Consider the following 25018-nt stretch of genomic DNA (forward strand, 5'->3'; position numbering starts at 1 on the left):
CTCACTTCACGAAGGCCGGCGGTCCGATCCAGCGGCAGTGGCGCGTCCAGTCGTACGAGCGCGGGAAATTGGGGTATCCCAAGAGTGAAGAGGAGCCATTCAAGTTCCGCTCCGGTGCGAATGTTCAATCTTTCATGAGCGGCATCATCTCTTACTCGGCGGGGACCGGCGCGTGGTCGATCTACGGTCCGATCGGAAGGGCTTGGAAGGCCGATGGATGGGAGCGCAGTGCGGCTAGGCTGCCGACCTCGAATCAGGATTGTGGCCTGATTCGTGGCGGGTGCTACCAGAAGTTCGAAGGCGGGTCGATGCACTGGACCCAGAGCACGGGTGCCCACTTCACTCAGGGGAGAATCCAACGTGCGTGGCGCACCCAGGGTTATGAGCGCGGTCGTCTGGGTTACCCGACGAGCGACGAATACAGTTCCGGTGCGAACAAGCGCCAGAACTACGAGGGCGGCTACATCCTCTGGTCCTCGAAGGCCGGGGCGCGGATCTTCTACTCCTGAGCCGACTGATCGGGGCGGTGTCGACGCATGCGCGAACTCTCGTCGGCACTACCCCGATCTGCCTCAAGAGTCGGTGATCCTCCTGCCGATCTGCCGGGCACGGTTGGCAACAGCGCGGTAGCCGCGCACCACCGGGTCCGGGGCCAAGGTTCGGAGTTCGGCTCGGATCCGGCGGAAGTCCTGCACCCGTGCGGCGGTACGGATGTCGGGCAGCTGGCGCTCGCGGGAGCGCACCGCCAGCAGCGCGATCGAATCCGCGAGCTCGGTGCTGGGCGGGTGGAAGTAGTTCGCGAGCAGCCACTCGCGATTCGGGAATCCGATATTCCCGGCCACCAGGTCCTGCAGGGTGCCGATCGCCCCGGAACCGGCGAACGCGAGGTTGAGCATCTCCTCGCCCACCCCGAAATCTCCGAGCACGAGCGTCGGCAGGCCGTGGTCGATCGCTTCGAGCGCCGCGGTCGACGAGACCGTGACGAGCGCCGTGCCGGGGGAGAGGAACGTCGACATCGCTCCGACGCCGACGGTGAGCTCGCCGGGCTGCATTCGCCCGTCGGCGACGAGCTCGTCGATGAGGGACATGTACGTGTGTTCCTCGCGATGCGTCTCCTGCTCACCCGGGCGCGAACGCACCTTGACGATGACTTCGCTCCCAGGGTGGCGTCTGCGGTACTCCGCGAGCGCCAGCAGGATCCGCACTCGGTCCTCTTTTCCGTGCGGCACCTTCGCTTGGGTGGCGAAGACGATCCGTTCCGGGGGACGACCGAGATCGGATGCAGGAGTCGGCGGTTCAGCGGACGCCAGCAGGGGCAACCGGTTGACGATCACCTCGGCGGGAATCCGAAGCTCCCGGGTGATGCGCAGGTACTCCTCGCGCTCTCGTGAAGAGTGGGTGATGAACGTATCGCCGATCCGCCGATAGCGCATCCCCTTCGACGTGGCTGGGAGACCCACTCCGGGGAGACCGGACACGAGCCCGGGCCGCCGGGGCAGCCGTGCGGCGCTCGCGTAGATCTGCTGCACCACGGGGCCGGTGGCCGCCGCCAGGACGACATCGGGGGTGAGATTCAGGAAACCGTCCGCGAGATCGCCGCGCTTGACCACAGGAATCGTGCGTCCTGCCCACGACGATCCGAGAAGAGCATTCCGAGTCTGCTCCGCGGTGGGCAGGATGGGAGTGTCGATCAACCTGAGATGGCTGTCGGCATCAGGTCCGAGCGCGTCCATCGTGCGTGCAGCCCACTTGAGATAGGACTCGCTGTCGCACACTGCGACGATAGTGAATCGATCCACGCGCTCATTGTACTGCCGTATGTTGAATGACCTGTTCAGAGCTCGGCGGAGGCCGTCGGGAGCCGCATCTGTCCACCACGACGACGGGATAGGTGTCACCTCGATCTGTGGGGAGTCCATGGTGAGCCGCAAGGTGCTCGCCGCCGTGGTCGGAAGGCTGAGGAGTCGTGCACCGCGCGGGGCAGATGCGAGCCGCAGCTCGACCGGCAGCCCGGGTGCAAGGACAGTGACCCCGGGCAGTGCTGCGATCCGTGCGAGATCCTCGGGCTTCTCTCTGCGGTGGGGGAGGTAGGCGCAGGTGCGGCCGGCCGTCGCCGTCTCCACCCAGGACATGTACGCGTCGTCATGGATCAGGCCGTCGACGGCCAGCGACGAGCCGAGCACGATCTCGCCGTGCAGATCCGGTGCAGGCAGATCCAACGATCGGAGACGTTCGAAATCGTGCCGGGCAACGGTTCCGCCGAGCGCGGTGAAAGCGGCGATGAGGTATCCGGGGAGCGGTAGGGCGGTGGTCCAGCTCATGCGGCCCGAGCGCAGCGCTGAACGCAGATTGAGCGCAGTGCTGTACGCCAGAGCCGCTCGAGTGGGAGACAGCTGCTGCCGCGCTCGGCGAAGCGGTGTGGGATAGGTCGTGGTGAGCAGACGAACTGCATGCTCAGTGGCCAAACCGTCATCGATGAGAGTGATGTGCTCCGGCCGCCCGAGGGATCCGTTCGCCAGCGCAGACTGGAACCGTCCCGAGCAGGGATCCCCGACGAGAAGACGCACAGGATGCCGCGCCCGGGTGACGGTGGCCTGGGGCGGTCGGGCAGGGACCTCCGGCCGGCCCATTGCTGTGCGCAAGGTCACCTCCGCGGGGAGCCACCTGGTCTCGAACGACTTGAGGAAGGATTGCATTCCACTCGCGTCGCCTCTCACCTGCAGTTCCATGAACTCACCCTCAGCGCGTGCTTCGAGTGCCGAGAGGAACTGCAGCGGTGACTCGATCCACGCGAACGACTGCATCGCTCCTGTCTCCTTCCTCGCCGTGGAGCGAATGCTCTTGGCCCGGTCGCCGGGCTGCACGCTTTCCATCGGTGTTCGGTCACATGGTCGGGCTGCTGCTGGTTCAGAAGCGGAGTGCCTTCCGTGCCTTCCGGTAGCTCCGCAGAACAGGTCGCGGTGCAGATGCGCGGATCTGCTGACGAAACCGTCGCAGTTTGTATATCTCAATCGCCCAGGGCACTGATCTCAGACGGCCTGCCGAGGCGAGTTTCGCGAGCCCGGACAGCTCTGCGTGGACTTCCTCGGTGCGCGGTTGGAAGTAGTTGTCGAGCAGCCACTCCTCACGGGCGAACTGAAACCTCCCGGCGGCCACGTCGAACAGTGATCCGATGATCCCGGACCCGATGAAAACCTTGTTCAGGTTGCGGAGGGTCACGCCGAAATCACCGATGATCAGAGTCGGCAGCCCGCGGTCCAAGGATTCGAGTGCGGCTGTAGAACTCACCGTGACGAGGGCGGTGCCCGGTTGCAGGAAGTCGGTCATCGGACCGGCCATGACGTCGATCGCGGATTCGGGGACCACCCCGTCGCAGACGAGTTCGTCGAGGATCTCGATGAAGCTGTGCTTCTCCCGGTGGGTCTCATGCTCTCCTGGGAGGCTGCGCACTTTGAGAATCGCGCGATGGTCAGGGTCTCGGCGGGCGAACTCTGCGAGCGCCAGGAGGATCTGTCGGCGCTGTCCCCTTTGGACGGGTACTTTCGCCTGGGTGGCGAAGACCACCGTCGTCACTGGGTGATCATGCTGCGACACGATGTGGGGGAGACCCGCGGACTTGAGCATCGGTAGGCGCGCCACAGCCTGTCTGGTGCCGATCCCTGCCCGTTCGGCGGCAATGGCGTACGCTTCCCGTTCGACCTCAGAATGCGCGATGAAGAGATCGCCGAGTCGGCGGTACTTCTGGCCTTTGACCGTGGCCGGCAGCCCCATCCCGGGCAGCCCCGAGACGAGGGCAGGTCGTTGCGGCCTCGAGGCTGCAACGGAGAAGATCCGTTCGACGACCGGGCCGGTCGCCGCGGCGAGGATGACGTTCGGCTGCGATTCGTCGAGTTCCTGTGTGAGCTGCTCGCCGTCGAGTACGCGCACGCGGCCGTGCGCCCACTGTGTTCCCGCGACCGCATGCTGAACCTGGGCGGCAGTCGGACGGATCGGCGAATCGATGATCGCCACGTCCACGGAAGCGTCGGCGTGGTTGTCGGTGAGCGCCTGGAGCAGGTGCGCCGCCCACTTGAGGTAGGACTCACTGTCCGCAATGGCGAGAAGACGGATCGAGGACATGTTCTCCTTCAGGGTTCTGTCGGATTCACGACTGATCTCGGGGTTCCGGGAAGATCTGGTAGGGTCCCGGCCGATGAGCGAGGTGGGGGTGTCGGCGTCCGGTCTAGCCGGATTCGGCGGCCCCATCACTGCCGCCGGCCGAACAGTCGCCGTCCGATGGACGCGAGGGGGGACCGCTCGGCGCGCTGCGCGACGGAGTTCTCACTGGGCCGGTCGAGGCCGGCGTCGGTGGGCGGTCGCGGAGATGAAGCGCTGCTCAGCAGGTCACGAGCTTCTGGGGTGAAATATCGGGTGAGAATGTCATCGTCGGCTGCATCCGCAGCTGCCGTGGCAGCCGTTCTCAGTGCTCTTCGATCCTGCGGAGACATTGCGTAGACGACCGCATCGAGAATTTCCGAAGCGCCGGAGTGCTCGATGCCCGGACGTCCTGGATCCGTGCTCGGGCCGTACAGGATGTCGAGGACCGTCAATGGCACACGGTGCGCGTCATTCATCTGTGTCAGGCCGGACAGGAGTTTCCCGGCCTCGGGCGCATCGATCCGCCGAGCGCCGGCGGATCGCGCCTCCGCCAACCCCCGCCCTGTCATGCAGATGGTGATCTCAGGTTCTGCGATCCTGTTGAGGAATGACAGTGGAACCGACGGGGATGCCACGAACAGGTCCAGACCCCGTTCTTCCGCTCTGCTGTGCATGGTCGTGGCCGGGCCCGTCGATGAGGGCGGGTCGCAGAGGATCACCTCATCTGCGCCCGCGTCTGCGGCGTATGCGAGCATCCTGTCGAGCAGGGCGCGTTCTTCGGATTCGGTAGCCAGTTTCATGCCGATGAGGTCGGCTCGCTCGATCAGGGCTCGTCGGCGTCCCGGGCGGAGTGCCGGGACGACGTCGGCATCGGGGTTCTTGCGTACCGCCTCGTCGATCACCGTTCCTATCGAATCGATGCTCCTCACCTGCCATGCAGGCGATCCCCCGCGCGGCGTGCGCGGCTCGAGCCGGGGAACGAGATCCCACGTAATGCATGCCTGCACAAGTCGCGACAACGACCGGTTCTCAGCCGTGAGCGGGCCGTAGACCTCGGGACCGTTCATGTAGACGGTCAGCTGAGAGGAGGACCAGATGCGCGCGATCGTCTGCGCTGGTCGGTCGGAGAAGCTGTTGAGCACGAGCGCAGTGGGAGAACCGTCCAGTTGCCACGCGCGCTCGATCAAGCCTCGCAGTTGGGCAGCTCGGTTCTCGTCGTCGACGTTGAAGTGAGCTGGATGGGATGGCCAGCAGACGGCGTTCCAGTCGACGACCGCATCGAAGTGCGTGAGCATCGATTGCGCGAAAGGAGAATCCTGGAGCGGGACATTGAGCTCCGGGGCGTAGGTGCTGTCGTATGCCACCAGGACTTTCTCATCGTCGGGCGGAAGCGCAGAGCCGTTGCGCAGGAGCTCTGTCAGACAGACGAGGTCGTAGATTCCGGAAGCCAGATACAGAGTGGTCATCGGTCTGTCTTCGCGCTTTCGAGGATCGGAGAGATGGTGTCGAGCCGATCGCGACCGAAACGGAGGAGGGCCCGGTCGAGGACTTCCTCGCCGAACATCCCGATCGGGACGGGCGCGTCTTCGAACATCTTCGTGCGGAGGACGTCAGGCAGCTTCGCGACCCTCTTCTCAATATGGTTGTTCACCAATGCGAGGTAGGACCGCAGGGCCTTCGGATAGAACTCCTCCAGCTCAGGGTGCTCGATCAGGAGCTGGAAAATATGGGTGAAAGCCGGGATGAAGTCGAGCTGCCGATCATCGATGACGCTCACCAGGCTCGACTCCAGGTCTCGTCGGTGGAAGACATCTGGGCAATCGACTACAGCGAACGATTCCGCAGCAATGTGGTGGTGCCATGTCCAGGCGCGGTCCTCGCAGGTCCGGAGGTCCGGGCGCATGTGCAACAGGCCCTTCTCCTTCATCGCTCGCGAGTACAGACCGTTCCACACCTGCGGATAGTCGACCATGGTCCGAACTGTGAGCGGGTTGATGAAGTCCCGAGGGTCCAGTGCCTCGTAGCGCCGCCGCAGCGGAGCGGCGGAGAGCAACCGCTGGAACCCGCGAACACGGACGTAATCAGTCCGGATGAATTCCACGTCGAGGCGCGTGATCTCGTCGACCAGTGTTCGCAGCCGATCAGGGCCGAACCAGTCGTCGGAATCGAGGAACGCGATGTGCTCGCCACCGGCGATGTCGAGACCCTGATTGCGTGCGGTCGAGACACCGCGGGGCTCGGCATTGTCGATCACGGTGAGGTTCAGGCGCTCCGAGAACTCCGCGACGATCTCCGGTGTCCAGTCCGTGGACCCGTCATTGATGACGACGACCTCGAACGCGTCGGTGCCGATGGTTTGAATTTCAAGACTGTGGAGTGCCATTCCCAGCAGATTTCCGGCGTTCCTCTGCGGGACGATGACACTGACGAGCGGGTCGGTCATGTCAGCCCTTCTGCGCCAGGGCAGTGCCGAATGTCGCATCGGCACTGCCCTGGACCGGAGTGTTCATTTCACGACGCGGAGAGATTCGATCTTCGACTCCTCGCCGGGCATGACGCGCTTCTTGCCATCGCCCAGGGCGGTCTCGACGGTGCGGATGTCGGCGACGAGCTGGATGAACTCGTCGGGCTCCATCGAGGCCTTCTGGTCCGAGCCCCACATCGAGGTGTCGAGCGTGATGTGGCGCTCCACGGTGACCGCGCCCAGGGCGACGGCGGCGACGGAGATCGCGGTGCCGATCTCGTGCCCCGAGTAGCCGACCGGCACGTTGTAGCGCTCGCGCAGAGCCGGGATCGCCAGGAGGTTGACCTCCTCCGGGGGGAGCGGGTAGGTCGAGGTGGCGTGCATCATCACGAGGTTCTCGGTGCCGAGGGTCTCCACGGCCTTGTCGATCTGCTCGAGGGTCGACATCCCGGTCGACAGGATCACCGGCTTCCCGGTGGCCTTGACGGCTTCGAGGAGCGGGATGTCGGTGACCGAGGCGGACGCGATCTTGTAGGTCACGGCATCGAAGCGATCGAGGAACTTCACCGAGTCGATGTCCCACGGCGAGGCGAACCACTGGATCCCGAGCTCACGGGCGTAGCGGTCGATCTCCGTGTACTCCTCGTCCTCGAACTCCACCCGGAACTTGTACTCGAGGTAGGTCATCTCGCCCCACGGGGTGTCGCGCGGCTTGGACTTCTGGTCCTCCGGGACCGCGACATCGGGGTTCCGCTTTTGGAACTTGACCGCCTGGGCGCCCGCCTTCGCAGCGACGTCCATGAGCTGCTTGGCGATCTCGACGTCACCGTTGTGGTTGATGCCGATCTCGCCGATCATGTAGACCGGCTGGCCGGGGCCGACGAGGATGTCGCCGATGGCTACCGGCTTGATCTCGTTCACAGACATGAGACCTTCTTTCTGGTAGGTGTACGGGCTCGGTGGTGCTCGTGCTGGATCATGCAGTCGTTCATTCCGCCGGGATGAGGTCGCACACTTCGCGGACCGCCCCGTGCCCTCCGCGGTGCGACAATACCAGCCGCGCGGCGAGGAGCACCTCGGGATGTGCGTCGGCCACCGCGACGGGCCAGCCGACGACGGAGAACGCCTCGAGGTCGTTGATGTCGTTGCCGACGTAGGCGACGCGCTCCGGATCGAGGTCCTTCTCCCGCATCCACGAGAGGAGCACATCGGCCTTATTGTCGATCCCCTGGGCGACCTCGACGTGAAGTTTCTCCGCCCTACGGGTGACGACGGGGTTGCGCTCCTTCGACAGGATGAGGAACGGCACGCCGTGCTTGACGAGTCGGCTCACGCCCATCCCGTCGCCGCGGTGCACGCGGACCATCTCGTCCCCGTGCTCGTTGACGTATCCCGCATCGTCGGTGTGGACGCCGTCGAAATCGGTGACGAGGGCGTCGACGTCGAGGACCGTGGGGCTGCCGCCGGCCGCGGCGATCGCGCGGACGAGGGTGAGGTCGGCCATGGTGTCGATCTCGCGGGCCTGCTCGAGGGGCACCTCCTCGATCTCGATCCGGCCGAAGAACCGGTGGCGGTGCTCCTGCAGTCCGGCCGTGCGCATGATGTAGAAGGCGCCGGTCTCGTTGTAGTGGATCTTGCGGTCCTGGCGGCGCGGGCGGAAGGCGGCGTCGTGGCCGACGGCCTGCGCCCGGGCGGCGTCGTCGAGCGTCCACAGGAAGCTGTGGTCCTCGACCGCGGAGAACACGACGTCGGCCTCGTCGGAGGCGACCCGCTCGATCGCGCTGTCGATCGACTGCGGGTCGATGAACGGCGAGGTGCACTGGAGGAACGCGGTGATGGCGTAGTCCTCGGGGAGCTGGTCGAGGGTGTAGAGGAGGGCCTCCTCGCTGCTCGCCAGGTCCCCGGAGATCTCGTCGGGACGGCGGACGACGGTCGCTCCGGCGCGCTCGGCCTCCGCGGCGATGCCGTCGTGATCGGTGGAGACGACGACGAGGTCGACCCGGGTCGCCTGCGAGGCGGCTCCGACCGCCCGCGCGAGCAGGGTGGTGCCGGCGACCTTCTGGAGGTTCTTGAGCGGGATGCCCTTGGATCCGCCGCGGGCGGGGATGATCGCAACCGTCCGCATCGAGTTCAGCTGTTGAGTCACAAGGCTTTCAGCGTACTACACCCACGTCGGGTTCCACATTCGTGCACGCCAGTCCTCGTACGGCAGCATCTGCCCGGTGTAGACGGGGTAGAACCAGGCGAATGCGAGGATCGCGCACGCGACGACGAGGCCCACCGCGAGACGCCTGCCGAGGAGCACGCGATCGGTGCGGTCGCGTCCTGCGTCCGGTTCGCCCCACAGCAGACCCAGGCAGTAGGCGAGGGCGAGGACGACGAAGGGCACCATGACGATGGTGTAGAAGGTGAAGATCGTCCGGTCCTGGTAGAAGAACCACGGAACCCAGGTGGCGAGGAGTCCCGCGAGGATCGCGCCGGCCCGCCGGTCGCGGCGGAGCAGCCAGGCGCCGAGCACGAGGACGATCGCGACGGGTGCGAGTCCCCAGATCACCGGGTTGCCGAGCGAGGTGATCGCCTGCGAGCAACGCTCGGCGGCGCAGCCGGCCTCCCCCTGCTCGAAGGATTCGTAGAAGAAGGAGGTCGGGCGCCATTGGACGATCCAGCCCCACGGGTTCGACATGTACGGGTGCTCGGAGTCGAGCCCGACGTGGAAGGTGTAGGCGGTGTAGTGGTAGTGCCCGAGGCTCGCGAGCCAGTCGGGCAGGAACGACCACCAGCCGCGGTTGTCCGCCGCCCAGGACCGGTCCCAGCCGCCGGGATTGAGGATCCAGCCGAGCCAGCACACGACGTAGACGACGAGGGCGACGGGCACGAGGGAGAGGAAGGCGGGGACGGAGTCCTTGACGAGGGCGGCCGTCCACGGGCGACGCACGCCGGCGCGGCGCCGGGCGCCGACGTCCCACAGGACCGCGAGGATCCCGAACACCGCGAGGGCGTAGAGCCCGGACCACTTGACGCCCATCGCCAGGCCGAGGCTGATCCCGGCGGCCAGCCGCCACGGCCGCAGGCCCAGGGAGGGCCCGAACTCGGGGGAGACGAGCAGGCGGCGGGTCGCCGCGCCGCCGCGCGTCGCGGAGTCGAGGACTTCGGAGACGAAGCGCAGCGGCCGCGGCCGGAGCCGCTCGGCGACCGAGGCCGACTGCGGGTGGGCGGCGACCGAGGCCGGCTGCGCGTAGGCAGCACCGGACCCCGCAGCGGGGGCCGCCGGCACCTCGGCGCGCGGCCGGGGACCGCCGGACCCGGGAGAGTCCGGTGCCCGGGTCATCCGCTCGACGAGCCTCCGGTCGGCCCACTCGCGATCGAGGACGAGGAATCCGAAGGCGAGCAGGATGAAGAACATGAGGAAGATGTCGAGCAGACCGGTGCGGGAGTGGACGAAGTGCTCGCCGTCCACCGCGAGGAGCAGGCCGGCGATCGAGCCGATCCACAGCGAGGAGAACAGGCGGATCGCGATGCGGGCGAGGAGGAAGATCGACAGCGCCCCGATGAGGGCGGCGCCGAACCGCCAGCCGAACGAGGAGTCCGCGCCGAACAGCTCGATGCCGGAGCCGAGGATCCACTTGCCCAGCGGCGGGTGGACGACGTACGCGGGGGAGTCGAGGATGATGTCTGCGTCCCCGGCCTCGAAGGCCGCATTGGGCTCGTCGGGCCAGTCCCGCTCGTAGCCGAACCGGGTGAGCGAATAGGCGTCCTTGACGTAGTAGGTCTCGTCGAACACGAGGCGCGAGGGGAACTCGAGCCGGTGGAACCGGAGCGCCCCGCCGAGGACCGCGAGCAGCGCCGGGATGAGCCAGCCGAGCAGCGCGTGCGGGGAGCGCACGGGCAGCAGTCGGGATCCGAGGGTCGAGAAGCTCACACGGATCAGTGTAGACAGCCGGGCGCGGGGGCCGGGTCCGCTCACCCGGGGGTGGTCGATGCCGCGACCGGCGCATAGGCTGGGAACCCTCGACCCCGGCCGGAAGCAGCTGACGCAGCCATGGCGCACGACCCGAACATCCCCTCCGCCGGAGGATCGCCGGACGGACACGGTGTCCCGCAGCCGGGGTATCCCAGCGCCCCGCAGGGCGGGTATCCCGGAGGGCAGCAGGCGCCCGGCCCGGTACCGGAGCCCGGGTATCCCGGTGCCTATCAGGGCGGGCACCCCGGTGTCCCGCAGGACGGGTATCTCGGCGCCCACCAGGCCGCACACCCCGGTGCTCCGCCGTCCGGCCATCCCGCACCGCAGGACCCGCCCCCGTACGCGGCGCCGCGGAACCCGTACCCCTACGCGGCGGCGTCGGAGAACCCGCACCCGTACCCCTACGCGGCATCGCCGACCATGGCGCCGATGGGCGGGGCACCCGCCCCGTCCCCGGCGCACCCGCTCGCCCTGACCTCGATGCTCTTCGGGATCGGGGCCGGGGCATTCGGATTCCTCGGACTGTTCCTCGGCATCCTCATCCCGCTCGCCTTCCTCGCAGCCGTCGGCGCGGCCGTCACCGGGCACATCGCCCGGTCGCAGATCAAGCGGACCGGTCGGGAGGGCGGCGGCATGGCCCTCACCGGCATCATCATCGGCTACGCCGTCGCCGCCCTGTGCATCCTGCTGTTCCTCCTCGCGATCGGCCTCGGGGTGTTCCTCGGGATGACCGGGCGGCTCTGAGCGTCCTGCCGGCCCGTCCGCCGGTTGCTCGCCTTCCGTCCGCCCCGTTCGCCCTCCGCCCGGTCTGCTGTGCGACAGGTTCGACGCGGATATTGCCGAACCGTGACATCCTCCGATTGCCGGGGCCGTCCGCGACGGCCTACCGTTGATCCCAGACGGTCGAGAGAGAAGAGAGTCCCCACATGTCCAGCAACGGCTACCAGCCCGATCCCTACGGCACGAGCGGCGGTTCCGCCGGCTATCCCGGCGGCGCTGCGGCCTATGACGCCTACGCCGCCCCGGCGTACGGGTCCGCTCCGGCGGGCGCCCAGTACGGCGACGCCGGCTACGGCCAGAGCGCGTCCTACGGCGGCGACCCCTACGCCGCGCAGTCCGGCTACGCCGCACCGCAGAGCTACGGCGCCCCCGGCGGCTACGTGCAGACGCGGCCGACGAACACCATGGCGCTCCTGTCGCTCATCATGTCGCTCGTCGGCATCGCCACCGGCGGCATGACCTCGATCCTCGGCATCATCTTCGGTCACCTCGGCAAGAGCCAGATCAAGCGGACCGGCGAGGCCGGCGAGCAGATGGCTCTGTGGGGGCTCATCGTCGGCTACGTCGTGCTCGGCCTGTGGGTGCTGTTCTGGGTCCTCTACATCCTGTTCTTCGTCGGGATGTTCGGGCTCGCCATCTGGGGCTCGACCGCCGGCTACTGACCCCGCACCCGCCCTGCTGCATCCGGTTCGCACCGTGATCCCTGCCGATCCCGCGCCCGAGGCGCCCGCCCCCCGCACCGGGGACGGGTGCCTCGTGCTCGTCGGGACCCCGATCGGGAACCTCGGCGACGCCTCGGAGCGGCTGCGGCACGAGATCGGGGCCGCCGACCTCATCGCCGCCGAGGACACCCGGCGCTTCCTCGGGCTGGCCGATCGGCTGGGGCTCGCCCACACCTCGGCGATCATCAGCCTCTTCGACCACAACGAGGACGCGAAGGCCGCCGACATCGCCGACGCCGTCGCTGCGGGCAAGCGGGTCGTGCTCCTCGCCGACGCGGGGATGCCCGCGGTGTCCGACCCCGGCTACCGGGTGGTGCGCGCGGTCGCCGACCGCGACCTGCCCGTCACCTCGGCGCCCGGCCCGTCCGCCGTGCTCACCGCGCTCGCGCTGTCCGGCCTCCCCTCGGACCGCTTCGCCTTCGAGGGATTCCTGCCCCGGAAGGCCGGGGAGCGATCCCGCGCTCTCGCCGCGCTCGCCCGCGAGGAGCGCACGCTCGTCTTCTTCGAGAGCCCCCACCGGATCGCCGCGGCGCTCGATGACATCGTCGCCGCCTTCGGCCCCGACCGGCCGATGACGATCTCGCGCGAGCTCACGAAGACCTACGAGGAGGTGCTCCGCGGGACCGCATCCGAGCTCCACGACCGCGCTGCGGAGGGGCTGCGCGGCGAGCTCACCCTCGTCGTCGCCGGACACCCGGGGGATGCCGCCGAACCCGCCGACCACCTCGCCGAGATGCGGCGCCTCGTCGACGGCGGGATGCGGGCGAAGAAGGCCGCCGCCGAGGTCGCCGAGCGCCACGGGATCTCCACCCGCGCGATGTACGAGGAATACATCCACGCCGAGGACTGAGCGGGGCGCGGATCAGCGGTGCGCGCACTGCGGATCGGCGGCCCGCGGGGACCGGGCCGAGCACCGCGGACGCGGGCCCGAGCGCCCCGGTGCGATCAGTAGACTGGGTGTCCATGAGCTTCTACATCACCACCGCCATCGCGTACCCGAACGGCGCCCCGCACATCGGGCACGCCTACGAGTACATCGCCGCAGACACCATCGCGCGATTCCACCGACTCGCCGGCGAGGACGTCTTCTTCATGACGGGCACCGACGAGCACGGCCTCAAGATGCAGCAGACGGCGCAGAAGCTCGGGGTGAGCACCCAGGAGCTCGCCGACACGAACTCCGCGGCCTTCCGGGCGCTCGACGACATGCTCGGCGTGTCCTACGACCGCTTCATCCGCACCACCGACGCCGACCACCGGGCCACCTGCCAGGAGCTGTGGCGGCGGATGGAGGCCAACGGCGACATCTACCTCGACTCCTACTCCGGGTGGTACTCGGTGCGGGACGAGGCGTACTTCGCCGAGGACGAGACCGAGGTCGTCGACGGCATCCGCGTCGCCCAGTCCTCCGGCGCCGAGGTGACGTGGACGGAGGAGGAGTCCTACTTCTTCCGCCTCTCGAAGTACCAGGAGCCGCTGCTCGAGCTCTACCGCGAGCACCCCGAGTTCGTCGGCCCGGACGTGCGCCGCAACGAGGTCGCCTCGTTCGTCGCCTCCGGTCTCAAGGACCTCTCGATCTCGCGGACGACCTTCGACTGGGGGATCCCGGTCCCCGGGGACGAGAAGCACGTGATGTACGTGTGGGTCGACGCGCTCACCAACTACCTCACCGGGGCCGGGTTCCCGCACGACCCGGCCGCCTTCGAGCGCTGGTGGCCCGCCGACGTCCACATCATCGGCAAGGACATCGCCCGCTTCCACGCGATCTACTGGCCGGCCTTCCTCATGAGCGCCGGGATCGAGCTGCCCCGCCGCGTCCACGCCCACGGCTTCCTCTTCAACAAGGGCGAGAAGATGTCGAAGTCGGTGGGCAACGTCGTCGATCCCTATGCGCTCGTCGAGGGCTACGGGCTCGACACCGTCCGCTTCTTCGTGCTCCGCGAGTTCTCCTACGGCCAGGACGGTTCGTACTCCCACGAGGGCATCGTCACCCGCAAGAACACCGACCTCGCCAATGAGTACGGCAACCTCGCCCAGCGCTCGCTGTCGATGGTGGCGAAGAACTGCGGCGGCGCCGTCCCGACCCCGGGCGAGCTCACCGCCGACGACGAGGCGCTCCTCGCCGCCGCCCGCGGCGCCTACGCGCAGGCCGCCGAGCACGTCGGCACACAGAGCCTCCACCTCTACCTCGAGGCGTGCTGGAAGGTGCTCGCGGCGGCGAACAGGTACTTCAGCGCGCAGGAGCCGTGGAAGCTCCGGAAGACCGACGAGACGCGGATGGCCACGGTGCTGTGGGTGACGATCGAGGTCGTGCGCATCATCACCCTGCTCGTCCAGCCGGTGATGCCGGAGTCCACCGCCCGCCTCCTCGACCTGCTCGCGGTGCCCGCGGACGCGCGCGACTTCGCCGCCCTCGACACCCCGCTCGTCGCCGGCACTCCGCTACCCGCGCCCGTCCCGGTGTTCCCCAAGTTCCAGGAGGACTGATGGCCTCGCGCGCCGCAGGAGACTACCCCGAGGTGCCCGAACCGCTCCCGGTTCCGGGCGTCGACACCCATACCCACCTCGACATCTGCACCGGTGCCCGCGGTCCGATCAAGTCGGGCGAGCCCGCGCCGGAGGTCGAGCCGGGAGCTGACGAGGAGTTCCCGCCGCTCGCGTTCTTCCACGACACCGCCCAGCAGGCGGGGGTCACTCGGATCGTGCAGATCGGGTGCGACATGCGCTCGGCGCGCTGGACCGCCGAGGTCGTCGCCGCCGAGGCCGCCGCCGGCCGGGACTGGATGCTCGGCGGGGTGGCGATCCACCCGAACGAGGCGCCGCGGCTGGCCGCGGTGGGCCTCCTCGAGGAGTCGCTCACCGAGATCGAGCAGCTCGCCGCGGGGGAGAGGATCCGCGTCGTGGGGGAGACCGGACTCGACTACTTCCGCACCGAGGACGACGGCATCGCCGCGCAGCAGGAGTCGTTCCGCGCCCACATCGAGATCGCCAAGCGGCAGGGGCTCGCGCTCCAGATCCACGACCGGAACGCCCACGCCGACGTGCTCCGGATCCTCGACGAGGAGGGGGCGCCGGATGTCACGGTGTTCCACTGCTTCTCCGGGGACGCGGAGTTCGCCCGGGCCTGTGCCGAGCGCGGCTTCTTCATGTCCTTCGCGGGGAACATCACGTTCAAGAATGCCGCCGACCTGCGCCACGCGGCCGCCGTCGTCCCGCCCCGCCTGCTGCTGAGCGAGACCGATGCACCGTTCCTCACCCCGCACCCGCACCGCGGCCGCCCTGGTGGGCCATACCTCACTGCGGTGACCCTGCGAAAGCTCGCCGAGGTGCGCGAAGCCCCGCTCGCCGAGCTCTGCGAACAGATCACCGCGAACGCCGAGCAGGCCTTCGGCACCTGGGAGCTGTGACGCCGGGAGCAGGCGACGACACCCTTTCGTGACCTGCGCCGTGACCCGGTGAGCGACCGGTGCTGCGGCCCTGACCTCGGGCGTTGTCTCGCGCATGTAACAGGATTGCCATTTTGATAACGAACCGGTTACGCTTGGTGCAGTCTTCTTCCTGCCCCCATACTCCCTCGGAGGAACCCGCGTGCACTCCATCCTGCGCAATCGCAAGGTCCAGATCGCCGGCCAGGCCGTGGTCATCACCGCGCTCGTCGGCGGCGCCGGATCGTTCGTCGCGCTCAACAAGTCGGTGAACCTCACCGTCGACGGGCAGTCCGAGCAGGTGCGCACCTTCGGGTCGACCGTGGGCGACGTGCTCACCGCGCAGGGCCTCGAGGTCGACGAGCGCGATGCCGTGCAGCCCGGCGCGGACACCCGTATCGAGCGGGACATGAACATCGTCGTCAACACCGCCAAGGATCTCGATCTCACCGTCGACGGGATCGCCCTCGACGAATGGACCACCGCGAACACCGTCGGCCAGGCGCTCGCCGACCTCGGCGTGGACGCCGAGGGTGCCGAGGTCTCCCTGCCGCTCGACGAGGCCCTCACCGAGGACGGCGCGATCGTCGACGTCGTCACCCCCAAGGGCGTGACTGTGGTGGCCGACGGCGAGCAGATGATCGTCGAGGCGACCGCTGCCACCGTGTCCGAGGTGCTGTCCGAGGCCGGCGTCGAGGTGGCGGGCGAGGACATCGTGTCCGCTCCGCTCACCGCTCCGGTCACCGACGGACAGGTGCTCGATGTGCTCCGCGTGAAGTCGGAGACGACGACGGTCGAGGAGAAGATCGAGAAGAAGACGACCGTCAAGGAGTCCGCGTCGATGGATCGCGGAGAGACGAAGGTCGAGACCGAGGGCAAGGACGGCGTGCGGGAGGTCGTGTACGACATCCGCACGGTCGACGGCGCCGAGGTCAAGAAGGAGAAGGTGTCGGAGAAGGTCGTCTCGGAGCCCGTCGACGCAGTCGTCGTCAAGGGCACCCGCGCACCGCGTCCCGCCGCTCCCGCTCCGGACCGGGATACGACCGGCGGCTCCGAGAAGAAGGACGACTCGAAGAAGGAGTCCTCGGAGAAGAAGGAGTCCTCGGAGAAGAAGGAGTCCTCGGAGAAGAAGGAATCCTCGGAGAAGAAGGAATCCGGCGGCGGCAACTCCGGCGAGAAGGCTCCGAGCGTCGACGACGGCAGCGTGTGGGATCGGCTCGCGAAGTGCGAGTCCGGCGGCAACTGGTCGATCAACACCGGCAACGGCTACTACGGCGGCCTGCAGTTCTCGGCGTCGACGTGGAAGGCCTTCGGCGGCCACAAGTACGCCCCCAACGCCCACCAGGCGACCCGCGAGCAGCAGATCGACATCGCGAAGAAGGTGCAGGCCTCCCAGGGCTGGGGCGCGTGGCCGACCTGCACCCGCAAGCTCGGCATCCGCTGAGCCCCGCACCGAGGAGCACGACGGACCGACCATCGCACGCACGACCCGCGGGAACCTCGGCCGAGGACCTGCAGAGACATGACAAGCGCGACCCGGTGAGCGACCCTCGCCGGCAGCACTTCGAGGAGATACATGGACATCCTGCGCAATCGCAAGGTTCAGATCGCCGGCCAGGCGGTGATCATCACGGCACTCGTCGGCGGTACGGGTGCGTTCGTGGCGCTCAACAAGTCGGTGAACCTCTCCGTCGACGGGCAGTCCGAGCAGGTTCGGACGTTCGGCTCCTCGGTGGGCGATGTGCTCGAGGCGCAGGGTCTCGAGGTCGATGAGCGCGATGCCGTGCAGCCCGGCGCGGAGACGCGCGTCGAGCGGGACATGACGATCGTGGTGAACACCGCGAAGGATCTCGATCTCACCGTCGACGGCGTGCCGGTCGAGGAGTGGACGACGGCGAACACTGTCGGCCAGGCCCTTGCGGATCTCGGCGTCGAGGCCGAGGGCGCCGAGGTGTCGGTGCCGCTCGACGAGACGCTCACCGAGGACGGTGCGGCGATCGAGGTGGTGACCCCGAAGGGGGTGACCGTGAAGGCCGATGGTGAGCAGAAGGTCGTCAACGCCGCCGCCGCGACGGTGTCCGAGGTGCTGTCCGAGGCCGGTATCGAGGTGGCGGACGAGGACATCGTGTCCGCTCCGCTCACCGCTCCGGTGTCCGATGGCCAGGTTGTCGACGTGCTGCGGGTGAAGAACGAGACCACGACCGTCGAGGAGAAGATCGAGAAGAAGACCACCGTCAAGGAGTCCGCGTCGATGGATCGCGGTGAGACGAAGGTCGAAACCGAGGGCAAGGACGGCGTGCGGGAGGTCGTGTACGACATCCGCACGGTCGACGGCGCCGAGGTCAAGAAGGAGAAGGTGTCGGAGAAGGTCGTCTCGGAGCCGGTCGACGAGGTCGTCGTCAAGGGCACCCGCGCACCGCGCCCGGCCGCACCCGAAGACGACTCCTCCACCGGCGGCGGCTCCGATTCCGGTTCGGCGGGCGACTCGGGCTCCGATTCGGGATCCGGCGGCTCCGACTCCGGCGACTCCGGCGGCACGATGAGCAAGCAGGAGATCATCGACATGCTCGGCGGTCCCGGCACCCGTTGGTACAAGATCGTCAAGTGCGAATCGGAGTTCAACCCGCGGGCGGTCAATCAGCAGAACCGCGCCCACTTCGGCCTGTTCCAGTTCAAGCTCGCCACCTGGCAGTCGGTGGGCGGCAAGGGCAACCCGATCGATGCGAGCCCGCAGGAGCAGTTCAAGCGCGCCAAGATCCTCCAGGAGAAGGCCGGCTGGAGCCAGTGGGCCTGCGCCTGATCCCGCCGGCGGCCTGACCGCCGCTCCCGGACCTCACGGGTCCGCCGCGTCCACCGACGTGGCGGACCCGTAGTCTTCTCCCATGGTGGATGAGAAGAAGCAGCGCGAGCGGATGGGCGACACCGGCCTCGACATCGAGGAGGAGCTGCTCGGCGAAGCGGCCTTCACGGTGACCGAGGGGACCGAGCGGCTCAATCGCACCTCGGTCGAGCTCATCGTCACCGGACTGTTCGGCGGCATCGACATCGGCCTCGGGATCCTCGCGATGATCCTCGTCAAGCAGGCCACCGACTCCGACATCCTCGCCGGCATGGCGTTCGGTGTGGGTCTCCTCGCCCTCAAGATGGCACACTCCGAGCTCTTCACCGAGGAGTTCCTCCTCCCCATCAACGCGATCGTCGCCGGGCAGGGGACGTGGGTGCAGCTGCTCCGGCTGTGGTCGGTGACGCTCGTGTGCAACCTCGCCGGCGGGCTCGTGTTCGCCTGGCTCACCGTGCTCGCGCTGCCGGACTACCACGGGACGATCATCGACACCGCGAACGGCTACCTCGACACCGGCTCCGTCGGCACGACGATCGGGCTCGCGCTGCTCGCGGGCGCCACGATCACGCTGTCGACCCGCATGCAGCAGGGCACCTCGAACGATGTCGTCGTCGCGCTGCTCTGCATGATCTCCGGATTCCTCGTCATCGGCTTCGGCATGCTCCACGGGGCGCTCAACGCGATGATCATCTTCGGAGCGATGCTCGCCGGGGCGGACATCACGGTGCTCGACTTCCTCGGCTGGTTCGTCGTCGTCATCCCGCTCAACATGCTCGGCGGTCTCGCGATCATCACCCTGCCGCGTCTCCTCCGCACCCGCAGGATCCTGTCCGCGGTGCGCCGCGGCGACCTCTCCCTCGAGGACCTCGAGGAGGAGGCGAGCTGAGCGGCGCCCTGCCGGACTCAGCCGATCGCGCGGTCGCGGCCCTCCCAGTGCGGAGCGCGGAGCACCTTCTTGTCGATCTTGCCGAACGGGGTCTGCGGAAGCTCGTCGACGAACTCCACGGTCTTCGGCCGGGCGTAGTTCGCGACCTTCCCGCGGCAGTGGTCGATGAGGGCCTCCGCGGTGAGCTCACCGGTGCCCGGTGTCGCGGATTCCCCGGCACCTGCGCCTGCCGCGGCAGCAGGGGCCACCTCGGCGGCGGGAGAGCCGGCGGCGGAATCGGCGGCGGGAGCGGTTCCCGGGGCGGAATCGGCGGCGGGAGAGCCGGCGGCGGAATCGGCGGCGGGAGCGGTTCCCGGGGCGACCTCGGCAGCGGTGCCGTCCGCGGCGTCGGCGCCCGGGGCCTCGGGCGCGCGGCGCACGACGACGGCGTGCACCGCCTCGCCCCAGTCGGGGTGCGGGACCCCGATCACCGCGGCCTGCGACACCTGCGGATGTCCGGCGAGCACGTCCTCGACCTCGCGGGAGTAGACGTTGAACCCGCCGGAGATGATCATGTCGTTGCGGCGGTCCTTGAGGTAGACGTAGCCCTCGGCGTCCATCACGCCCATGTCGCCGGTGCGGACCCACTCGCCCCAGAACTTCTCCGCGGTGGCCCCGGGGTTGCCGACGTACTCGGTGAGGGCGAAGGGCGTCTTCACCGTGATCTCGCCGAGCTCGCCGATCGGCAGCTCCTCGCCCCGGTCGTCGGTGACCTTGACGTCGGTGAACAGCGACGGATTGCCGCATGAGGCGAGGAGGTGCGGGCGCTCGAGGTCGTGGTCGAGCTTGGACAGCCGGGTGCAGAACTGGGGCGCCTCGGTCTGGCCGAAGAGCTGGATGAAGACCTGGCCGAAGATCCGCATGCCGTGCTCGAGCCGGGTGGGTGACATCGGCGCGGCGCCGTAGACGATCGTGCGGAGCCGCAGCTCGGGCAGCTCGTCGAGCGCGTCGATGATGTCGAGGACGCGATAGATCATCGTCGGCACCATGAAGGTCCAGGTGATGCCCTCGTCGATGAGGAGCTCGACGACGCGCTCGGCATCGAAGGCGGTGAGGATGCGCACCGTCGCCCCGCGGCCGATACCAGCGAGCGCGAGGGCCCCGGCCGCGTGTGCGAGGGGCGACATGACGAGCATCTGCTCGCCGACGGAGATCTCGGCCTCGATCATCTGGATGTACGACGCGGACGCCGCCGAGCGCCGCGTGTGGGCGACCGCCTTGGGCCGACCGGTGGTGCCGCCGGTGAAGTTGAGATGCGAGCGCGCCTCAGGGTCGCCGGGGTTCTCGCCCGTGCGCAGCGCGTGGTCCGGGCCGGGGACCTCGGGGAACGGCACGGCGCCGGGGATCATGCGACCCTCCGGGTCGGAGAGCTGGATGATCGTGGGCCGGGCGGGGAGGGGTCCTCGGTCCCGGGGGCCTCGGTCCCGGGGGCCGAGGTGGCGGAACCGGGTGCGGTGCCATCGGCGTCCGGGGAGGCGGATCCGGGTGCTTCTGCGAGGCGTGCAGCGAGCGCGCTGCCGAGCTCATAGTCGGTGATGACGACCGAGGCGCCGGCGAACTCGAGCTGGTAGATCACGGTGTCGAGCGCGGACATGTAGTTCGCAGGGGTCTTCACCGCGCCGAGGCGTGCGGTGGCCGAATCGTAGACGATCCACTCGGCGCGGTTGCCGGCGTACATCGCGACCACGTCGCCCTCCTGCACGCCGAGCTCACGGAGCAGATCGATCGTCGCGTCCGACCAGGCCCAGATGTCGCGATAGGTGAACTCGCGGTCGTCCTCGCGGACGGCGGTGCGGGTGGCGTGGATCCGGAACGAGTGCTCGTAGATCTCGGCGGACGTGGTGAACATGGGGCCTCCAAACGACGGTGTTCAGCGGTGGGTCCGGCGGGTGACGCGCGGACCGGGATACTGGTGCGGTTCACGGAGCGATTCACCGTGCGATTCACGACACGGTGAATGATCGCTAGGGCGATTTTAGGACGGGCGTCAAGAATGCAGGGCGGGCGTCCGCAACCCGGGCGTGTGCACTGACCGGGTTGGGGTCGGTGAGCTTCGGTTCGGATCGGGTCGACTGGCCTCGGGTCGGAGGGCTTTGGTTCGGGCCGCTTCGGTTGGCCTTGGTTCGGCGGCTTGTCAGGTGCCCGCACCTCGGGGCGACAAACGGTTTGTCAGGAATCTGCTCGTCGGCGCGGGCTTCCGGTATGCCCGCACTTCGGGGACGGACTGTTCCAGATCACGTGCACCCCGGAGCTGGATCGCTCCCGGCTATGCGCCAGCAGTCAGCACGTCGCTTGCCCTGCAGCGGAAACTGCGATGGCGGGCGGAACCTTCGGCGGTGCCGTGGACATGCGACGGAAACTGCGGTGGCGGGTGCAGCCTTCAGGGGTGCCGTTAGCATGCGACGGAAACTGCGATTGCCGACGCAGCCTTCAGGGGTGCCGTGGACATGCGACGAAAACTGCAGTGGCGGGCGCAGAATGCGCAGTCCGTGCGTGCAATCGCAGTATGCGTTGCACTTCGATGTGCTCCCACGCTGCGACCTCCACCCGGCTCGAGCACCCTCGGGTCAGGAGCACGTCCGCCGCTGTGGCCGGGTTGTGGAGCTGCCGGCCCGCGCAACCTCGGGTCTGGAGCACGTCCGCCGCTGTGGCCGGGTTGTGGAGCTGCCGGCCCGCGCAACCTCGGGTCAGGAGTAGGTCCGCCGCTGTGGCCGGGTCGTGGAGCTGCCGCCGCACGCAACCTCGGGCCAGGCGCGCATCCGCGGCTGTCACCTGATGACGGAACTCGGGGCCCGCGTGGCCTCGGGCCAGGGTGCGTCCGCACCTGTCGCCCGACCGTGGAGCTCCCGGCCCGCTACGCTCGCCCCGGGCCCCGACCTCGGGCCCCCGCCCCAGGCCTCGCGAACCCGCTTACCACCCGAGCCGCCAGGGGTCCGCATCCCGCCAGCGGCATGCTTACCCGCCGGTCACCCCAGCCGGCAGGGGTCCGCGTCCCGCCGGCAGCGCGCCTCGCCGCTGCCAGCCTGCTTCCCCGCCTGCCCGTCTGCCCAGCCGCACCGGACCTCGGCCGTGTTCGCTATGGGCCGAGGCGGTTTCTGGCACTCGAGTTGACCGAGTGCCAAGCCCGGATCTAGAGTCGAATTAGCACAGCACACCAGTGAGTGCTAACAGGACCCCGGGCCGGAATCCGGCTGCTCGGCACCCGCGACGACGAGCGACCGGCAGGATCCGAACGGGGCGTCCGCGCACCTGCGCGGCCGTCCGGAACGGCCCCGACCCCGGGATTTCGGAACGACTACTTACGAAGGAGAGTGCCGAACATGTCGGTCTCCATCAAGCCGCTCGACGATCGGCTCGTCATCCGTCAGGTCGAGGCTGAGCAGACCACCGCTTCCGGTCTGGTCATCCCCGACACCGCCAAGGAGAAGCCCCAGGAGGGCGAGGTCGTCGCCGTGGGCCCCGGTCGCGTCGCCGACAACGGCAACCGCGTGCCGCTCGACGTCAACGTCGGCGACAAGGTCATCTACTCCAAGTACGGCGGAACCGAGGTCAAGTACCAGGGCGAGGAGTACCTCGTCCTGTCGGCGCGCGACGTGCTCGCCGTCATCGGCTGAACCGCTTCCGACCGGATTCCACTCCGTTCACCGGATTCCACACGCAATCTCAAGGAAGTGACGTATGCCCAAGACTCTGCAGTTCGACGATGAGGCGCGCAAGGCGCTCGAGCGCGGCGTGGACGTCCTCGCCAACACCGTCAAGGTGACGCTCGGCCCGCGCGGCCGCAACGTCGTGCTCGACAAGCAGTGGGGTGCGCCCACCATCACCAACGATGGTGTGACCATCGCCCGCGAGGTCGAGCTCGACGACCCCTACGAGAACCTCGGCGCCCAGCTCGCCAAGGAGGTCGCCACCAAGACGAACGACGTCGCCGGCGACGGAACCACCACCGCGACCGTGCTCGCCCAGGCCCTCGTCCACGAGGGTCTGCGCAACGTGGCCGCAGGCGCTGCTCCCGGTCAGCTCAAGACCGGCATCGAGAAGGCCGTCGAGGTCGTCGAGGAGCAGCTGAAGAAGATCGCCCGCGAGGTGGCCGACTCCCAGGAGATCGCCCACGTCGCAGCCCTGTCCGCCCAGTCGAACGAGATCGGCGAGCTCATCGCCGAGGCCTTCGACAAGGTCGGCAAGGACGGCGTCATCACCATCGACGAGAGCCAGGCCTCCTCGGTCGAGCTCGAGTTCACCGAAGGCATGCAGTTCGACAAGGGCTACCTGTCTCCGTACTTCGTGACCGACGCCGACCGCCAGGAAGCCGTCCTCAGCGATCCCTACATCCTCATCAACCAGGGTAAGATCTCGAACATCCAGGATCTGCTCCCGGTGCTCGAGAAGGTGCAGCAGGCCGGCAAGCCGCTGTTCATCATCGCCGAGGACATCGAGGGTGAGGCGCTGTCGACCCTGGTCGTCAACAAGATCCGCGGCATCCTCAACGTCGCCGCGGTCAAGGCCCCGGGCTTCGGCGACCGCCGCAAGGCGATCCTCGAGGACCTCGCCGTCCTCACCGGCGGCCAGGTCATCACCGCGGACATGGGCATGAAGCTCGACCAGGTGACCCTGGAGCAGCTCGGCAGTGCCCGCACCGTGACGATCACCAAGGACGCCACCACTGTCATCGACGGTGCCGGATCCGATGAGGACGTCGCCGGCCGGGTCGCGCAGATCCGCGGCGAGGTCGCCAACACCGATTCCGACTGGGATCGGGAGAAGCTGCAGGAGCGCCTGGCGAAGCTCGCCGGCGGTGTTGCGGTCATCAAGGTCGGCGCCGCCACCGAGGTGGAGCTCAAGGAGCGCAAGCACCGTGTGGAGGACGCCGTGTCCGCCACCCGTGCGGCCATCGAGGAAGGCGTCGTCGCAGGCGGCGGCTCCGCTCTCGTCCACGCCGTCAAGGCGCTCGAGGGCAACGACCTCGGCCTGAGCGATGACGCCGCCACCGGTGTCGCCATCCTCCGCAAGGCCGTCGTCGAGCCGCTCCGCTGGATCGCCGAGAACGCGGGCCAGGACGGCTACGTCGTGGCCTCGAAGGTCGCGGAGCTCGAGTCCGGCCAGGGCTACAACGCCGCGACCGGCGAGTACGGCGACCTCATCGGCGCCGGCATCATCGACCCGGTCAAGGTCACCCGTTCGGCGCTGCGCAATGCGGCCTCGATCGCGGCCCTCGTGCTCACCACCGAGACCCTCGTGGTCGAGAAGAAGGAGGACGAGGACGACGACTGATCGTCGCCCCGCACCCTTCGGTGATCACCCCATGAGGTGAGACCGCTGCGGGCCCGGAACTGCGGTTCCGGGCCCGCAGCGCATTCAGGAGGCCGCGTCTGCCACCCTGGAACCATGTGGATGGGATGGATCGAGGTCGACCTGCGCCTCGGGGACGTGCACTCGCTCAAGGCCAAGCGCTCGGTCGTGCGGCCCATCATCGCCGAGGTGCGACGCAGGTTCCAGGTCAGCGTCGGCGAGGTCGACCACCTCGACCTGCATCGCCGCGCGGCGATCGGCGCCTCGGCCGTGGGAGCGGACAGGGAGCACGTGGTGCGGGTCCTCGACTCGGTCGAGCGGCTGGTGGCCGAGCGCCCCGAGATCGAGCTCCTGTCCGTCGGCCGCGGACTTCGCACCACCGAGGACGACTGAACTTACCCATCCGAAGGTTGCCTCTTCCTGTCAGGTGAGCGACACCACGCGTCGAGTGTTCAAGTTCGGTTGAGTACTCG

Annotated in this window: 21 protein-coding genes and 1 pseudogene; 13 read left to right on the forward strand and 9 right to left on the reverse strand. The window is 68.3% G+C overall.

Annotated elements, in window-relative coordinates:
- Nucleotides 1–5 precede the first annotated feature (5 nt).
- Both FDF13_RS15580 and FDF13_RS15585 read left to right on the forward strand, forming a co-directional pair.
- A pseudogene (locus FDF13_RS15580) lies at nucleotides 6–332 on the forward strand (LGFP repeat-containing protein); the annotation flags it as partial.
- The gene (locus tag FDF13_RS15585; RefSeq protein ID WP_368074058.1) at nucleotides 309–509 is read left to right on the forward strand and encodes an LGFP repeat-containing protein; all 201 of its coding nucleotides are present in this window, start codon (nucleotides 309–311) and stop codon (nucleotides 507–509) included. The pseudogene FDF13_RS15580 and the gene FDF13_RS15585, both read left to right, overlap by 24 nt.
- Nucleotides 510–572: 63 nt before the next feature.
- On the opposite strand, the gene FDF13_RS15220 is transcribed toward FDF13_RS15585, so the two are convergent.
- From FDF13_RS15220 to FDF13_RS06755, 7 genes are all read right to left on the reverse strand, one after another.
- Nucleotides 573–2864 (reverse strand): DUF6716 putative glycosyltransferase, encoded by a 2292-nt coding sequence (locus tag FDF13_RS15220; RefSeq protein ID WP_254668942.1) that lies wholly within the window; start codon nucleotides 2862–2864, stop codon nucleotides 573–575.
- Nucleotides 2865–2907: 43 nt separating this feature from the next.
- Nucleotides 2908–4119, reverse strand: coding sequence for a DUF6716 putative glycosyltransferase (locus tag FDF13_RS06730; protein ID WP_137318992.1), 1212 nt, complete (start codon nucleotides 4117–4119; stop codon nucleotides 2908–2910).
- 125 nt (nucleotides 4120–4244) lie between these two features.
- The gene (locus FDF13_RS06735; RefSeq protein WP_137318993.1) at nucleotides 4245–5603 is read right to left on the reverse strand and encodes a hypothetical protein; all 1359 of its coding nucleotides are present in this window, start codon (nucleotides 5601–5603) and stop codon (nucleotides 4245–4247) included.
- Complete coding sequence (locus FDF13_RS06740) at nucleotides 5600–6580, reverse strand: glycosyltransferase (protein ID WP_175406891.1); 981 nt, start codon at nucleotides 6578–6580, stop codon at nucleotides 5600–5602. Before FDF13_RS06740 ends, FDF13_RS06735 begins: the two co-directional genes overlap by 4 nt.
- A gap of 63 nt (nucleotides 6581–6643) precedes the next feature.
- A complete protein-coding gene (locus tag FDF13_RS06745; RefSeq protein WP_137318995.1) occupies nucleotides 6644–7528 on the reverse strand; it encodes an N-acetylneuraminate synthase family protein in 885 nt (294 codons plus the stop codon).
- Nucleotides 7529–7589: 61 nt separating this feature from the next.
- Nucleotides 7590–8726: an acylneuraminate cytidylyltransferase gene (locus tag FDF13_RS06750; RefSeq protein ID WP_137320407.1), complete on the reverse strand. Its 1137-nt coding sequence runs from the start codon at nucleotides 8724–8726 to the stop codon at nucleotides 7590–7592.
- Nucleotides 8727–8762: 36 nt separating this feature from the next.
- Nucleotides 8763–10520: a dolichyl-phosphate-mannose--protein mannosyltransferase gene (locus FDF13_RS06755; protein WP_254668943.1), complete on the reverse strand. Its 1758-nt coding sequence runs from the start codon at nucleotides 10518–10520 to the stop codon at nucleotides 8763–8765.
- Between the two features lie 120 nt (nucleotides 10521–10640).
- Between FDF13_RS06755 and FDF13_RS15225 the strand changes: the two genes are divergently transcribed.
- The 8 genes from FDF13_RS15225 to FDF13_RS06795 all read left to right on the forward strand — a co-directional run bounded on the left by FDF13_RS15225 (nucleotide 10641) and on the right by FDF13_RS06795 (nucleotide 19217).
- Nucleotides 10641–11306 carry a DUF4190 domain-containing protein gene (locus tag FDF13_RS15225; RefSeq protein WP_137318996.1) on the forward strand — a complete coding sequence of 222 codons (666 nt, stop codon included), beginning with the start codon at nucleotides 10641–10643 and terminating at the stop codon, nucleotides 11304–11306.
- A gap of 182 nt (nucleotides 11307–11488) precedes the next feature.
- Nucleotides 11489–12004 carry a DUF4190 domain-containing protein gene (locus FDF13_RS06765; protein WP_101653392.1) on the forward strand — a complete coding sequence of 172 codons (516 nt, stop codon included), beginning with the start codon at nucleotides 11489–11491 and terminating at the stop codon, nucleotides 12002–12004.
- 34 nt (nucleotides 12005–12038) lie between these two features.
- Nucleotides 12039–12914 (forward strand): 16S rRNA (cytidine(1402)-2'-O)-methyltransferase, encoded by an 876-nt coding sequence (gene rsmI, locus FDF13_RS06770; protein WP_254668944.1) that lies wholly within the window; start codon nucleotides 12039–12041, stop codon nucleotides 12912–12914.
- Between the two features lie 113 nt (nucleotides 12915–13027).
- Complete coding sequence (gene metG, locus FDF13_RS06775) at nucleotides 13028–14551, forward strand: methionine--tRNA ligase (RefSeq protein ID WP_137318997.1); 1524 nt, start codon at nucleotides 13028–13030, stop codon at nucleotides 14549–14551.
- The gene (locus FDF13_RS06780; RefSeq protein ID WP_137318998.1) at nucleotides 14551–15471 is read left to right on the forward strand and encodes a TatD family hydrolase; all 921 of its coding nucleotides are present in this window, start codon (nucleotides 14551–14553) and stop codon (nucleotides 15469–15471) included. The genes metG and FDF13_RS06780 overlap by 1 nt, the downstream gene beginning before the upstream one ends.
- 181 nt (nucleotides 15472–15652) lie before the next feature.
- A complete protein-coding gene (locus FDF13_RS15465) occupies nucleotides 15653–16933 on the forward strand; it encodes a resuscitation-promoting factor (protein ID WP_137318999.1) in 1281 nt (426 codons plus the stop codon).
- Between the two features lie 132 nt (nucleotides 16934–17065).
- On the forward strand, nucleotides 17066–18289 hold the full coding sequence (locus FDF13_RS06790) for a resuscitation-promoting factor (protein ID WP_137319000.1): 1224 nt from the start codon (nucleotides 17066–17068) through the stop codon (nucleotides 18287–18289).
- An 82-nt stretch (nucleotides 18290–18371) separates the two neighbouring features.
- A complete protein-coding gene (locus FDF13_RS06795; RefSeq protein ID WP_368074054.1) occupies nucleotides 18372–19217 on the forward strand; it encodes a formate/nitrite transporter family protein in 846 nt (281 codons plus the stop codon).
- Between the two features lie 17 nt (nucleotides 19218–19234).
- On the opposite strand, the gene FDF13_RS06800 is transcribed toward FDF13_RS06795, so the two are convergent.
- Together FDF13_RS06800 and FDF13_RS06805 are read right to left on the reverse strand one after the other, a co-directional pair.
- Nucleotides 19235–20605 (reverse strand): AMP-binding protein, encoded by a 1371-nt coding sequence (locus FDF13_RS06800; protein ID WP_137319001.1) that lies wholly within the window; start codon nucleotides 20603–20605, stop codon nucleotides 19235–19237.
- Nucleotides 20602–21105: an AMP-binding protein gene (locus tag FDF13_RS06805; protein WP_137319002.1), complete on the reverse strand. Its 504-nt coding sequence runs from the start codon at nucleotides 21103–21105 to the stop codon at nucleotides 20602–20604. Before FDF13_RS06805 ends, FDF13_RS06800 begins: the two co-directional genes overlap by 4 nt.
- A gap of 1471 nt (nucleotides 21106–22576) precedes the next feature.
- Here FDF13_RS06805 and groES point away from each other — a divergent pair.
- The 3 genes from groES (at nucleotide 22577) to FDF13_RS06820 (ending at nucleotide 24938) form a co-directional block, all read left to right on the forward strand.
- On the forward strand, nucleotides 22577–22870 hold the full coding sequence (gene groES, locus FDF13_RS06810) for a co-chaperone GroES (RefSeq protein WP_101653398.1): 294 nt from the start codon (nucleotides 22577–22579) through the stop codon (nucleotides 22868–22870).
- Between the two features lie 64 nt (nucleotides 22871–22934).
- Complete coding sequence (groL, locus tag FDF13_RS06815; RefSeq protein ID WP_101653399.1) at nucleotides 22935–24527, forward strand: chaperonin GroEL; 1593 nt, start codon at nucleotides 22935–22937, stop codon at nucleotides 24525–24527.
- Between the two features lie 114 nt (nucleotides 24528–24641).
- A complete protein-coding gene (locus FDF13_RS06820) occupies nucleotides 24642–24938 on the forward strand; it encodes a DUF503 domain-containing protein (RefSeq protein ID WP_101653400.1) in 297 nt (98 codons plus the stop codon).
- The last annotated feature ends 80 nt before the right edge of the window (nucleotides 24939–25018 follow it).

Source organism: Brevibacterium sp. CS2 (genome assembly GCF_005280295.1).
GTDB classification, from domain to species: Bacteria; Actinomycetota; Actinomycetes; order Actinomycetales; family Brevibacteriaceae; genus Brevibacterium; species Brevibacterium pityocampae.

Coding starts and splice junctions, on each gene's coding strand:
- FDF13_RS06805 (WP_137319002.1), bottom strand. CDS start 21,105: ATGTTCACCACGTCCGCCGAGATCTACGAGCACTCGTTCCGGATCCAC.
- FDF13_RS06800 (WP_137319001.1), bottom strand. CDS start 20,605: ATGATCCCCGGCGCCGTGCCGTTCCCCGAGGTCCCCGGCCCGGACCAC.
- FDF13_RS06745 (WP_137318995.1), bottom strand. CDS start 7,528: ATGTCTGTGAACGAGATCAAGCCGGTAGCCATCGGCGACATCCTCGTC.
- groES (WP_101653398.1), top strand. CDS start 22,577: ATGTCGGTCTCCATCAAGCCGCTCGACGATCGGCTCGTCATCCGTCAG.
- FDF13_RS06790 (WP_137319000.1), top strand. CDS start 17,066: ATGGACATCCTGCGCAATCGCAAGGTTCAGATCGCCGGCCAGGCGGTG.
- groL (WP_101653399.1), top strand. CDS start 22,935: ATGCCCAAGACTCTGCAGTTCGACGATGAGGCGCGCAAGGCGCTCGAG.
- FDF13_RS06740 (WP_175406891.1), bottom strand. CDS start 6,580: ATGACCGACCCGCTCGTCAGTGTCATCGTCCCGCAGAGGAACGCCGGA.
- FDF13_RS15585 (WP_368074058.1), top strand. CDS start 309: ATGCACTGGACCCAGAGCACGGGTGCCCACTTCACTCAGGGGAGAATC.
- FDF13_RS06780 (WP_137318998.1), top strand. CDS start 14,551: ATGGCCTCGCGCGCCGCAGGAGACTACCCCGAGGTGCCCGAACCGCTC.
- FDF13_RS06820 (WP_101653400.1), top strand. CDS start 24,642: ATGTGGATGGGATGGATCGAGGTCGACCTGCGCCTCGGGGACGTGCAC.
- FDF13_RS15225 (WP_137318996.1), top strand. CDS start 10,641: ATGGCGCACGACCCGAACATCCCCTCCGCCGGAGGATCGCCGGACGGA.
- FDF13_RS06765 (WP_101653392.1), top strand. CDS start 11,489: ATGTCCAGCAACGGCTACCAGCCCGATCCCTACGGCACGAGCGGCGGT.
- FDF13_RS06735 (WP_137318993.1), bottom strand. CDS start 5,603: ATGACCACTCTGTATCTGGCTTCCGGAATCTACGACCTCGTCTGTCTG.
- FDF13_RS06730 (WP_137318992.1), bottom strand. CDS start 4,119: ATGTCCTCGATCCGTCTTCTCGCCATTGCGGACAGTGAGTCCTACCTC.
- FDF13_RS06795 (WP_368074054.1), top strand. CDS start 18,372: ATGGTGGATGAGAAGAAGCAGCGCGAGCGGATGGGCGACACCGGCCTC.
- FDF13_RS06750 (WP_137320407.1), bottom strand. CDS start 8,726: ATGCGGACGGTTGCGATCATCCCCGCCCGCGGCGGATCCAAGGGCATC.
- metG (WP_137318997.1), top strand. CDS start 13,028: ATGAGCTTCTACATCACCACCGCCATCGCGTACCCGAACGGCGCCCCG.